The 12,599-nt window shown below is 33.3% G+C and carries 11 protein-coding genes; 5 read left to right on the forward strand and 6 right to left on the reverse strand.

Going from position 1 to position 12,599, the window contains the following annotated elements; translation table 11 throughout:
• Nucleotides 1–70: 70 nt before the first annotated feature.
• Together GMC_RS0110920 and GMC_RS0110925 are read left to right on the forward strand one after the other, a co-directional pair.
• Nucleotides 71–1,015: a PorP/SprF family type IX secretion system membrane protein gene (locus tag GMC_RS0110920; RefSeq protein WP_238527974.1), complete on the forward strand. Its 945-nt coding sequence runs from the start codon at nt 71–73 to the stop codon at nt 1,013–1,015.
• Nucleotides 1,016–1,039: 24 nt separating this feature from the next.
• Nucleotides 1,040–3,019: an OmpA family protein gene (locus tag GMC_RS0110925; protein ID WP_010522168.1), complete on the forward strand. Its 1,980-nt coding sequence runs from the start codon at nt 1,040–1,042 to the stop codon at nt 3,017–3,019.
• Between the two features lie 199 nt (nt 3,020–3,218).
• Here the strand turns inward: GMC_RS0110925 and GMC_RS0110930 are convergent, their stop codons facing one another.
• Nucleotides 3,219–4,244 carry a PorP/SprF family type IX secretion system membrane protein gene (locus GMC_RS0110930; protein WP_010522169.1) on the reverse strand — a complete coding sequence of 342 codons (1,026 nt, stop codon included), beginning with the start codon at nt 4,242–4,244 and terminating at the stop codon, nt 3,219–3,221.
• 222 nt (nt 4,245–4,466) lie between these two features.
• Between GMC_RS0110930 and GMC_RS0110935 the strand changes: the two genes are divergently transcribed.
• Complete coding sequence (locus GMC_RS0110935; protein ID WP_029489728.1) at nt 4,467–5,528, forward strand: hypothetical protein; 1,062 nt, start codon at nt 4,467–4,469, stop codon at nt 5,526–5,528.
• A gap of 132 nt (nt 5,529–5,660) precedes the next feature.
• Here GMC_RS0110935 and GMC_RS19770 read toward each other — a convergent pair whose 3' ends face one another.
• Both GMC_RS19770 and GMC_RS0110945 read right to left on the reverse strand, forming a co-directional pair.
• Nucleotides 5,661–6,776 (reverse strand): LOG family protein, encoded by a 1,116-nt coding sequence (locus GMC_RS19770; protein ID WP_050813310.1) that lies wholly within the window; start codon nt 6,774–6,776, stop codon nt 5,661–5,663.
• Between the two features lie 68 nt (nt 6,777–6,844).
• Nucleotides 6,845–7,456, reverse strand: a complete 612-nt coding sequence (locus tag GMC_RS0110945) for a MarC family protein (RefSeq protein WP_010522172.1) — start codon at nt 7,454–7,456, stop codon at nt 6,845–6,847.
• A gap of 91 nt (nt 7,457–7,547) precedes the next feature.
• On the opposite strand from GMC_RS0110945, the gene hisS reads away from it, so the two are divergent.
• Together hisS and GMC_RS0110955 are read left to right on the forward strand one after the other, a co-directional pair.
• On the forward strand, nt 7,548–8,918 hold the full coding sequence (gene hisS / locus GMC_RS0110950; protein WP_010522173.1) for a histidine--tRNA ligase: 1,371 nt from the start codon (nt 7,548–7,550) through the stop codon (nt 8,916–8,918).
• A gap of 86 nt (nt 8,919–9,004) precedes the next feature.
• Nucleotides 9,005–9,571 carry a glutathione peroxidase gene (locus GMC_RS0110955; protein WP_010522174.1) on the forward strand — a complete coding sequence of 189 codons (567 nt, stop codon included), beginning with the start codon at nt 9,005–9,007 and terminating at the stop codon, nt 9,569–9,571.
• 157 nt (nt 9,572–9,728) lie between these two features.
• Here GMC_RS0110955 and GMC_RS0110960 read toward each other — a convergent pair whose 3' ends face one another.
• The 3 genes from GMC_RS0110960 to GMC_RS0110970 form a co-directional block, all read right to left on the reverse strand.
• Entirely contained in the window at nt 9,729–10,022 is a 294-nt protein-coding gene (locus tag GMC_RS0110960; RefSeq protein ID WP_010522175.1) for a hypothetical protein, read from the reverse strand.
• Nucleotides 10,023–10,172: 150 nt separating this feature from the next.
• Complete coding sequence (locus GMC_RS0110965; RefSeq protein WP_238527975.1) at nt 10,173–10,928, reverse strand: VC0807 family protein; 756 nt, start codon at nt 10,926–10,928, stop codon at nt 10,173–10,175.
• Nucleotides 10,894–12,471: a hypothetical protein gene (locus GMC_RS0110970; protein ID WP_010522177.1), complete on the reverse strand. Its 1,578-nt coding sequence runs from the start codon at nt 12,469–12,471 to the stop codon at nt 10,894–10,896. The genes GMC_RS0110965 and GMC_RS0110970 overlap by 35 nt, the downstream gene beginning before the upstream one ends.
• Between the last annotated feature and the right edge of the window lie 128 nt (nt 12,472–12,599).

Genomic DNA, 12,599 nt, shown 5'->3' on the forward strand with positions numbered 1-12,599 from the left:
CAAAAAACTCATTTATTTGAAAATTAATCGTCAGAGAATTATGTGTATGAAGGAGGTGTTAAAAAAAATTATGTTATTTATTATCTTGTCACTTTGTTTTTCAGTGACAGGTCAGCAAGATGCTCAGTACACTCAATATATGTATAACACGGCTATCATTAATCCGGCGTATACTGGTAGCAGAGGTAAAACTAGCATTTCAGGATTAAGCCGAAGGCAATGGGTTGGATTTGAAGGAGGTCCAGCAACGCATACACTAGCTTTTGAAACTCCATTGGATCGATTTAGTAATTTCAATTACGGACTTTCAATTATTAGCGATCATATAAAACCTACCACGGAAACTAATTTCAGTTTGGATTTTGCTTATAGATTAAGAGTAACAGATACTGGCTTTTTACGATTTGGAACAAAAATAGGAGGAAATTTGCTCAATGCGAATTTAACCAACCTTTCCAGAGAAGAAACAATTGATAATGCTCTCTTAAACGACATTGATAATAAGTTTATACCCAATTTTGGTTTGGGTGTTTATTACCATAATGACCAATTTTACGCAGGAATAAGTGCGCCTAATATGTTGACTACAAATTTTTTTAATGAAGAAAGTGTATCCTCAAGTGCAGGGAATACAGTATTGCTTTCAAAACAAAGAGTCAATTATTATTTTATTGCTGGACATACTTTTGACTTGAGTTATAACGTTAAGTTTAAACCAGCTGTACTCACTAAAGTTGTTTCAGGTGCACCGTTGCAGGTTGATATTTCAGTAAATTTTTTGATTTTTCAAAAATTTACCGTTGGTACAGCTTACAGGTTAAGCGCCGCATTTAGTGGTTTATTTGGGTATCAACTTTCAAAATCATTAATGGTGGGATTATCGTATGATGTTGATGCATCCGAGCTGATAAGTACAAGTACAAATTATGGAAGTTTTGAATTTGTGATGAGGTATGATTTGAAAAACAAATTAAATCTTACTTCAAAAAGAATGTTAACCCCTCGTTTTTTCTAGGTTATGAAAACAATTTACATTTTTATGGTATTCATTTTATTGTTTTTAGGCAAATTGGTAAATGCTCAAAACAACGAAAGTAATGATTTGATCACTAACGCAAACTTAGATTTTGAACGTTTTGCCTTTATTGATGCTCGTAAAATTTATATTGAAGTAGCCAACAAAGGATACAAGTCGGCTGATCTGTATCAAAAAATTGCAGATTCTTATTATTTTAACGCTGAATTTAGAGAAGCCCATTTTTGGTACGACAAATTGGTTAAAGAATTTGAATCGTCAATTTCTCCTGAATATTTATACCGATATGCGCAATGCTTAAAAAGCGTTCAGAAATTTAAAAAAGCGCTTAAAATAATGAATAAGTTTTCATCCATTACAAATGAAAAAGATTCTAGGGCTTTTAATTATAAAAACAATCGCTATTACCTAGATTTGATAGAAAAGCGATCTGGTAAATTTCAGTTCAATCCTTTTGATTACAACAGTGAATTTTCTGAATATTCACCCAGTTTTGCCCCAAATGGTGATTTGGTTTTTGCCTCATCCAGGGGAGGTGGAGAAATATCAGTTTGGGACAAAATGCCTTTTTTAGATTTGTATAATATTAATTTAGAGCAAGGGAAATTAAATAACGATATTAACATAAAGCCGTTAAAAGGAGACGTAAATACTCCCGTACATGAATCTTCAGCTGCCATTACGAAAGATGGTAGAACGATGTATTTTACCAGAAATAATTTTTTAAAAAAACAATTAAATTCAAGTGGTTCTGGTACGGTAATGCTCAAATTATACCAAGCTGAATTGGTAAACAAGCGATGGACAAATATAAAAGAACTTCCTTTTAATAGTGATGATTATTCAACAGCACACCCAGCTTTAAGTCCAGATGAAAATAAACTTTATTTTGCAAGTGACATGCCCGGATCTTTTGGAAATTCCGATTTGTATGTTGTTGATATTAATCCTGACAAAACATTTAGTAAACCAAAAAACTTAGGCTATAACATCAATACTGAGGGTAGAGAAACTTTTCCTTTTATAAGTAATGATGGCAATTTGTATTTTTCTAGCGATGGTCATTTAGGTTTAGGCGGGCTGGATGTTTTTATTTCCAAAATTGCCCGAAACACTTATTCAGATCCTTACAACATAGGCCGTCCTATAAACGGTCCTGCGGATGATTTTTCTTTTATCATAGATAAAAAAACAGATATTGGTTTCTTTGCAAGTAACAGGGTTGATGGTAAAGGAAGTGATGATATTTATAGTATCAAGCAAGTAGCACTTTTGGATACTAATTGTCAGTTATTTATTGAAGGTATTGTTTATAATGAAAATTCAGATACCGTAGTTCCAAACGCATTGGTAAAATTATATGATGGAAATATGAATTTGACCAATCAAGCAACTACGGACGGAAAGGGATATTATACCTTTGCTGTGGATTGTAATTCATTATATAATTTAAATGCCGATAAAACAGGATTTCGCTCGCAACAAACAAGTTTAAGGACCACTAAATATAAGGGAGAAGTTATAAAGCAAAATTTTGATTTGTCAAGTAATAGTTTTAGATCTACCCTAGCAAGAGTAGGTGATGATTTGGCAAAAATTTTACAATTGAATACGATATATTTTAATTACAATGATTACGAAATACGCAAGGATGCAGAGTTGGAGCTTCAGAAAATAATTGTATTATTACAAACTAATGATCATATAAATATCGAAATTAGATCGCATACTGATAGCAGAGCAAATGACGATTATAATTACGATTTAAGTAAATTAAGAGCAAAAACTACCAGAGATTATTTAGTTGAAAGCGGAGGTATAGATCGGGATCGTATTTTTTATAAAGGATATGGGGAAACACAGTTAGTTAATAATTGTGCTAATGGTGTTGATTGTAATGAAAAGCAACACGAAAAAAACAGACGATGTGAATTTATTATTTTAAATTCAGGAATCATTAATACAGCTGCTTCGGGTAATTAATAACAAACGAAACGGAATTAATATCAAAAAAAATTATATAATGTAGGGTAACTGAACTTTTCTAGCGAACTACAAAAAAAGATGTTTTTAAAAAGGGTAATTATACCGGTTTAGATTTTACAGCACTCAAATAAAAACGTTTTTTTAATTGGATAAGAAAAAATAAAAGTCGATGGCTGCAAAAGCTGTAGGTTGTTGGTTAATCATTAATAGCAGGACAATTACAATTCCATCTTTTTTCTGCTCCTCGGTAGCTGTCAGCACCAAAATTGTACCCTAGTGTTATTTGATGAAATCCAGCGTTACTAATGGTTACTTCATTAAGTTGATTGGTGTAAGTGTAAGCAAATACAAAATTTCTGTAATTGACTCCAATAAATGGACTAATAGTTTGAAATCGTTGTTCTTCAACAGTTTCGTTATTGGTAGTAATTGGGGTGCCTTCAAAATTTACGCGGTAGGACAATCCGCCCCAAAATTTATTGCCATTCAAATCCTTGTAAATTTTAGCATTTACGTCAACTATTTGTTCGTTTATGGAAGGTGTGGTCAAGTATAAAAAAGAAGGTTCAAAACTAAAACCGTTACTGCCTATACCTAATGTATATCCTACGGTAGAAATTAAGCGACGCTGCGACTCGGGTTCAGCATTAGTAAAAACATTAAATCGCTGTTTGCTTATTGAAAGTGCATTTTTAATTGTCAAATGCAAAAAGAAATCATTATTAAGGTACGAAACACCAAAATCGGTGTCAAAATAAGTGTCTGCAAGTATATTGCCCGTAATAGCAGGGTCATTGAATCGTGGATTGACAAGGTCTCTTTCGTCAATTTTTTGTTGAATTATAGCTCCACTAGCTCCAAAAATAAGTCTGTTTAAACTTAACTGTCTCGAAGTTAAATTTAAATGATAAGCAAATGTTGCGTAAAATCCATTTTGTGAAAAATTACCGTTGGTATCACTAAAAGCAAGCACTCCAGCTCCAATATTGTTTCTTATCCGTCCATTGATACTGGCAGTTGCCAAGGTAGGGGCATCCTGCACATCAAACCATTGTGAACGTCCGGTTAAACGTATTTGATTGGATGATGCAGCACCAGCCATCGAAGGGTGAATTAAATACCAGCTGCTAGTTAAATAGTCCTGATATGTAGGTAAACCTTCTTGCGAAAGCGCTAATTGAAATATGCAAAAAAACACAAGTAAACTAATTTTTGCTTTCATAAACAGTGGCCTTATTTGAATGTTGTGAGAATATACAAAATTCAAAGTTAAGTATTTAGAATGATTCAGCCATATTTTTTATAGATTAAATGCTTAAAATCATCGATAATGTGTTTTGGTGCTAATTTGTAAACTTTGGTTGAAAAATGAAATCAAAAGGGAACGTTGTATTTCCAATTAGTGAAACTGCAATTTGTAGCGAAGAGTGTATATTTGTTAATTATGGAAGAACGTTTGATGTCAAAAAAAAAGCCAACCTATCCTATCCAAACTTTTTTGAATAGCTATTTAAATGATTACAACAGGTCATTAAAAATTTCTGTTTTTTATGATGATTTATTGCGATTTTCAGGTGCCATAAGTGTAATGGATGTAAGTGATAATGATACGTTGTGGGTAAGGGTTTTTTATAACGAATTTGAGCGAAAAGATATTGATCGAAGTCTAAAGCAGGTATATACAATTTTGCATTCTGACGGAAATCAGGAGATTACCGAGTTTTTAAGTATCGACGCTATTGATTACTGTACTTTTGGAAATTCAAAACCCTTCCGAATCAAAATCCGAAATGTATTAAATGATAATTACACTTATTTTTATGTAAAGCAAGCCGATGCATCCAGGGTTTATGGGTTGGAGCTTGAGCATATTTTTTCGCCCAATCGAATTAATTTTTTTGTTCATGGCAATACATTAATTGAAGAACATATTGTAGGTATCCCCGGAGATACTTTTATTAAAAATTATTTGCCAGAATTAAATTCGCAAGCCAAAGCGCAAATAGCCAAAGAGTTTGTTAAGTTTAATGAACGGTGTCAATTACGATTACTTGGTGATATGCGCTCTTATAATTATGTAATTATTCCAACCCACGATTTTGATCATGTGGAATATAAAATAAGAGCTATCGATTTTGATCAACAGTGTTATGAAGGGAAATTGAAGGTATACCAGCCTCAATTTTTTAAAGAAAATAACGCTATGATTTTTATGATTAGCGACCGCCTGGATTTATCATCAGTACACCAGTATCAAAAGGAAGAGCGTTCTATTTTAGCAAAGCGTATGATGAATACCCACACGCGAACAGCTCGTTTACTGGAGTGCATGGAAAAAGATAGTATTTCAACGCATGAAAATGTGGAAGTTTTAAGGTCTGACCTTTTTAATTTCACATTTCATTCCAAATTCAGAAAGTGTGAAACCATGGGGCAAATTCTAAAAACAGGTTTCGATTTTGTTACTAAAAATTACGTTTCCCATAGAAAAGAAACGGGGTATTAATAGTTTTCGATACATTTTTATTCCGCTAGAGCTACATAAAAAAACACTTGAGCCGATATTGAAATTAGGTCATGGTTAGCTATTACTTCGAGTGATTTGTGTAATGGAATGAAACAAATTTTATCGAGAAGACTACTTAGAAATTGAAAACGCATCAAGCTGCTCAATTACTTCTTCATTTGTATCGCAAAGCGAGAGTAAAAGATTACTGTATTTTTCTTCATTATTAAGTTTTTCAATTAATGGATATACTGGGCGTTCTTTAGTCCAGTATTCGGAATCCATAAAAATCATGGGACTTGAAACTTCGAAACTTAAATAGTGATTTTGGGTGGCATCCTGAAAAATTTCTTGAATAGTTCCTGCGCTTCCAGGAGTAAATACAATACCCCCTTTTGCTATGGCAAGTAGCCCGTCTTCACGTATGCTATTGGCAAAATATTTTGCAATTCTAGTGGCAAATGGTGTAGGAGGTTCATGTCCGTAAAGCCAAGTCGGAATTCCTATACTCTCATAATTTGAGGTAGGATACTTTTTTAAAACTTCAAAACTTTTGTCAAGCCACATTCTGTCCTTATAGCTAGGTGCTGTAGCCAATATTGCAATGGCATCCTCCAATTCAGCGTCAGTTTTACCCGCAAACCACGCGCCAACATGCGTAGCTTCCATAGCGCCAGGACCACCACCTGATAACATCAAATATCCTTTTTCGGTAAGCTTTTTACTCAGTTGCGCTACGGTGGTAAAACCTTCATCGGCACGGGATAGGCCGTGTCCACCCATAATAGCCACTTTTTTATCTTCGGGATAGTTTTCCAAAAAACCATAAAGTGCATCTGATATGGAATGATCGTGTAAGCGTCTGCCTAAAGTTTCTTTAATATCATTGCCTTCCTTTCCAGTTTTCAAAAAATGCGAATAAATAATAGCATCCTTTGTTTTTTTATAACTCTCGGGCTGATTTAAAATATAATTATCATATAAAATTTCTTTAGTGTATAGCCCGTTTACATAAGTGTTGTAGGGCATATCCAATTTTGGGAATAAATAATTGTTAGTATACAAATTGCAAACTAAATAGTCAGGCAGTGAGCAGCCTAAAAAAATACAATCAGTAAATGTGGTGTCGCTCAGGGCAGAAGTAAAACTGGTAAAATCTAAATTTTGAAAAGCGTATTTTGAAATATGAAGCTCCTTTTCCAAAAGCGTTTGTAATTTTTTTTGCGATTCTATTTCTGTGTATTGCATTGACGCTGTAATGTAATTGCTAAAAATAATTTGCAAGATAAACTATTTTTAAGTCAAGTCTTGCTTTCTTAAATTGGTGAAAAATAACTTGAAATACCCGTTAAAATACTCTGCACGGCATACGAAGCTAAAATTAACCCCATTACCTTACTAATTACTGTAATTCCGTAATTTCCAATTTTTTTCTGTACCACGTTTGCGGCTAATAAAATGCCACAGGTTATCGCTACCACTATAAGAACTAAAATTGTGGTTATAGCTTGTTCTTTAATGGAGTAAATGTGATTGTCTGTCATGAGTACTACAGCCATTATAGCTCCTGGCGACGCAATCGAGGGGATAGCAACAGGAAAAATAGTAACGTGCTTATAATCGGTAATTTGATTTTTTTCTCTTTCAGGTTTTCCATCGCCAAAAATCATTGTTAGTGCAAAAAGAAATAAAATAACCCCGCCAGATACTTGAAATGCATCTAATGAAATGGACATGCCTTCTAAAATAAGCTGTCCAATAACTATAAAAAATAGCAAAATCATAAAGGCAATAGCCGATGCCCTGATCGCGATTTTTTGTTTGTGAATTTTATCAAATTCCCGAGTAGCTTCCATATAAACAGGTACAGAGCCAAGAGGATCCAAAACAGCGATCAAAAAAAATAACGAAGTAAGAATTTCAGTCATTTATAAAAAATTAATGATGCCGTATAATTATGAAAATATTGCTACGGCAAATTCATGATAAATATAGATATTTGCAGTTACAATTTATACTATGGCACAAAAACCTTCATTACCAAAAGGCACTAGAGATTTTTCACCGGCAGAGGTGGCAAAACGAACTTATATTATGAATACAGTTCGTTCTCATTTTAAAAATTTTGGCTTTAATCCTATAGAAACGCCTAGTTTTGAAAATAGCGCTACCCTAATGGGAAAGTATGGAGAAGAAGGAGATCGTTTGATTTTTAAAATTTTAAATAGTGGTGACTATCTAAAAAAAGCAAACGATGAGGTATTAGCTGCTAAGGATAGTCAAAAGTTGATCGGTCAAATTTCGGAAAAAGCCTTGCGTTATGATTTGACTGTGCCATTTGCGCGTTATGTGGTACAACACCAAAATGACATTGAATTTCCGTTTAAGCGTTTTCAAATTCAACCCGTTTGGAGGGCGGATCGACCACAAAAAGGGCGATTCAGAGAGTTTTTTCAATGCGATGCTGATGTGGTAGGGAGTACTTCTCTTTGGCAGGAAGTGGAATTTGTACAATTGTATGATGCTGTTTTTACCGATTTAGGATTAAAAGGAGTCACTATAAAAATGAATAACCGTAAAATTCTTGCGGGCATAGCTGAAGTTATTGGTGCTAAAGATAAGTTGATCGACTTTACTGTAGCTTTGGATAAACTGGATAAAATAGGAGAAGCAGGGGTACGTAAAGAAATGCTCGGAAAAGGAATATCGGAACAAGCATTAGAAAAAGTAGCGCCGTTATTTTCCTTTTCAGGAAGTTTTTCTGAAAAATTAACGCAATTAAAAGCATTGTTGCACTCTTCCGAAGAGGGGTTAAAAGGAGTAGAGGAACTGACTTTTATTATTAATACTATTGAAAATCTTGGATTAAAATCAGCCACTTTAGATTTGGACGTCACTTTAGCCCGAGGATTAAATTATTATACGGGAGCTATTTTTGAAGTAGCAGCACCAGAAGAAGTAGCCATAGGATCCATTGGTGGTGGTGGTCGCTATGATGACCTAACGGGAATTTTTGGACTAAAAAATGTGAGTGGCGTGGGTATATCCTTTGGTTTGGATCGTATTTACTTGGTGTTGGATGAGCTGAACTTATTCCCAACCGAAGTTTCCGAAACAACAAAGGTGTTTTTCATTAACTTTGGTACTACCGAGGCTTTGTATTGTTATAAAACTATACAAAAATTAAGAGCAAAAGGTGTTTCAGCAGAGTTATATCCAGATGCAGCCAAAATGAAAAAACAAATGAACTATGCCAATAAAAGGGCGTTTTCTTATGTTATTTTAGCAGGAGATCAAGAGGTGGAGAATAAGCAATACACCATAAAGAATATGGCAACTGGCGAACAAAAAACGGTAGATTTTGATATGCTACTAAATACGGTGATTTAATTTTATTTTGTTTGTACTAAACCTTAGTATTCCTTTAATAGTTGTGTTATAAATTTCATTGTACCTTAGACAATATGATAAAAATTATGGCATTACTATTTCTGGCTTCCTTGTTTGGGTGCGGTAAAACTAAAACTTCGATAACTAAAAACACAGCACAGCGTTCCGCTGAAAATTCAATATATCAATTTAAGGTTAAGGATTTATCAGGTTCCGAATTTGATTTTGCTTCTCTTAAAGGTAAAAAAGTGATGATTGTTAATACCGCATCAAAATGTGGTTTAACGGGTCAGTACAAGCAGTTGCAACAATTGTTTGATAAATATGCTGATAACGGGTTTACTATTGTGGGCTTTCCTGCTAATAATTTCATGAAGCAAGAACCCGGATCAAATAAAGATATTGCCGCATTTTGTACTAAAAACTATGGCGTAACTTTTCCAATGATGGGTAAAATTGACGTTAAAGGAGCAAAACAACATGAAGTATATCAATTTTTGACAAAAAAGGAAAAAAATGGATACAAAGACAATACAGTAAAATGGAATTTTCAAAAATATTTGATCGATGAAAATGGATATGTAGTTCATGTAATTCCTTCAAGAACCCTCCCGAACGAACAATTCATTATTGATTGGATACTAAAAAAATAAAAAAATCCATTTTACATATAAAATAGATTTTTTTATGCATTATTAAATGTTTTAAAAAAACTTTTTTAAACGAAAAATTCCTATTCACTTTTATGAATAGTATCTGTTTGGTTAGTAATTATTGATTTAGAATATTGATAAGCCACTATCATTGACGCTACTTCTTTTTTCCAAATTTTTCGGTAGCCTCATCAAAATTTGAAGAAAGGATTTTTTTTGCAGTAAGTGCACCTTTATCGCCTTTAGCAATTCTTTTTTCAATATTTTCCGTGTAAATCGGGTTTTTTAAATAGCTGTTTTTCATTTCTTCAAATTCAGCTTCAGTAAAGTCAGTTTTAGTCTGCTTAAGAACTGTAACTTGATCGGAATTTTTTATTACGTTTTTAGTCTGGCCAAGTATTGTTGTGGTGCAAAATAGTGTCGATGCTAAAAAAAATAGTAAATTTTTCATGAGTATAGTATTTAAGGTTTAGGGCTTTATAAAGTTAAGAACAATAAATAGATATTGTATTTTGTTGTTATAAAAATAATATGTTATCTAAATGTATTTTTATAAAACATTTTGATCACAAATTATACCAAGAATAATTTTTTATTTTATCTATTGATTAAACATAAAAATTTCATCGCTGGTAAGTCCTGTCAACTTTTTAATACTCATATAAATATATCGGATGATAGCAATCATAATAAGCATGGACGGAACAACAATAATGGGATAGCTATACAAACTCATTTTGCCCATTTCGTTATTGAAAGCTTCCGAACCAGCCGGGCTGGTTACAAAGTATTTAGCCACAGCATAGTTTAAAATGGCTGATAAAATAAAAGACAGAAAAAGATAGAAAGATGCTTTTTTAATATTCTTTTTCAATTGAAGTTCTTCAGCGTCATTTAAATGTGCATTAATTACTTTTTTATTAAAAATATCATCATTGTACAAAAACTTTGGAGCTAAGGGGTAGGATGTATAATTGGAAATCAATAAAACGCATCCTATAATAAAAGGTATGGCAGCTTCCTTAATTGCAATAAACTCCGTAGGCAGTTCAAATACTCCAACTATTCCAGTTAAAAGAATACTTACAAATCCGAGGACCGAAACAAAATTCTTTTCTTTTTTTATTAATAAATCGTATAAGCCATATCCAACAGGTAAGGCTAAGGCGATGAGTAAAATGTGCACTGATGTGAGTTGCAAACCAAGCTTTTCTGCCCATTTAGCACCTTTCATCAACAGAATGGCAGGTAAAATTATATTGATAATTAGATTATTTAATCCATTATCCTTTTTTTTAGGAGTGTTCTCTTGCATTTTGGGATTAGTTATCTTCTTCTTCTTCTTCTTCTTCTTCAAAAACAATACTTTCGTAAGCGCCAATATCTGGGGCGTCTAAGCTTCTTAAAGTTCCAATAATATCACTACCAGCAAGACTGACTGCTTTTCCATTAGCGGCAGATGCTTCACTGATTTGCATAAAATTCAATTTGGTGTTTTTAAACTCAACGTTTTCATTAAAAATACAATTTACATATAAATCAGTATTTTCAAAATCATATTCTGGGATACTTCCTTGAAGCGTTCGGTCATTAAATTCAATCAAACAATTTTTAAATTCAAAGTTAAATTCAGCCTCATCCCTGTTAGATAAGTTTAATTCTACCCGATTACTACCAGCAATAATGCAGTTGGTAAAATTGGCTGCTTCCAAATTAGAATCAGCAACAGTATTGGTCATATTTGGTCTGTTACTAATATTTAATGCAGGTTGCGCACGCAAACCAAAACTAAAATAATTAGTAATAGTGGAGTGTGTAAAATTATACGTTCCACCTTCTTCAATACCAAGGCTTGCCTGACCACTTTGGTTAATAACTACGTTGTTTGCCATTATGTTAGTGGCAATAGCTTGTATACCCGCAGCTTGAGAGTTGTATATTTGAACATTTTCCAGTGTTAAGCTGGGGGTAGTTTCATCTCCATTACCGTCAATTAAAATTCCAATTGTAGCATTTTTAATAGTGGTGTTGGTAATTCTATTGTTTATTGACCCTTTTCGGAACCAAATAAGTCCCCACTGCCCAGGTAAATCATCAAAATCTTCAGCTATCCGATCTCCTTCAATAATAACTTGATTTTTCATAGGCTCATCCTCCGGACTTTTGGTGCCATTAATAACTAAGCTTGCCCCTTCTTCAATGATCAAGCCAGAATCTTCATGAAAATGTATTCGGGCTCCAGCCTCAATGGTTAATGTTTTTCCAGTAGGTACTACAGCGTTTCCGTAAATAACATATGCTTTTTCGTTAGTCATAGTCAATTCATCATCGGTAAGGTCAAAGCCGTTTAATTGAATAAATTCACCCTGATCATCGCGTTGTCTGGTTTCAAAATCACGTCCAGGATCGGTGGTTTCTTTAAAAATAAACGTGGCATCTTTAACTAAAGTAATCAGTTCTATTGCTTTTTCCTGGTTGGAAAAAGTGATTTTATCATTGTAAAAAGAATCTTCTAAACTGTCAGCGTCAGCATCAATAGTAGCTTCTATAAAAATAAAAATACTATCCTTGGCTAGGATATTGATATTTTCAAAAATTTTACCAGACTCAGGAGTTTGCGGACTACCAATTAAGGGTTGCCCGTCTACACTTAATGTGTATTTAGATGTAGCGCCTCTTTCCAAGGAAATCATAGGAATGGTAATATCATTATCTGAACGATTATATACTTTTACTGATTGCGTACTGGATTGAATTCTGGTAAACAAAGTGTCCATAAAAATGGTGTCGGCAGAAAATTCAATACCTCCAGCGCTTACAATTTCGGTATCAAAATCTTTTCGGCAACTACTCCAAAGAAGAATGCAAAAAAGGGCAATAAAAAAATGAAAATATTTCATGGGACAAAAATACGTTTTTGGTAAAAATAGGATATTTTGATAAATGGATAAACAAAGTTTAGGTTTTAGATATGTCAACTACGTATTTATACGTAATTAAGCTGACAAAATTTGATGCTTAAAAAACA

It is taken from the genome of Aquimarina agarivorans (assembly GCF_000218485.1).
In the GTDB taxonomy this organism is placed as follows: domain Bacteria; phylum Bacteroidota; class Bacteroidia; order Flavobacteriales; family Flavobacteriaceae; genus Aquimarina; species Aquimarina agarivorans.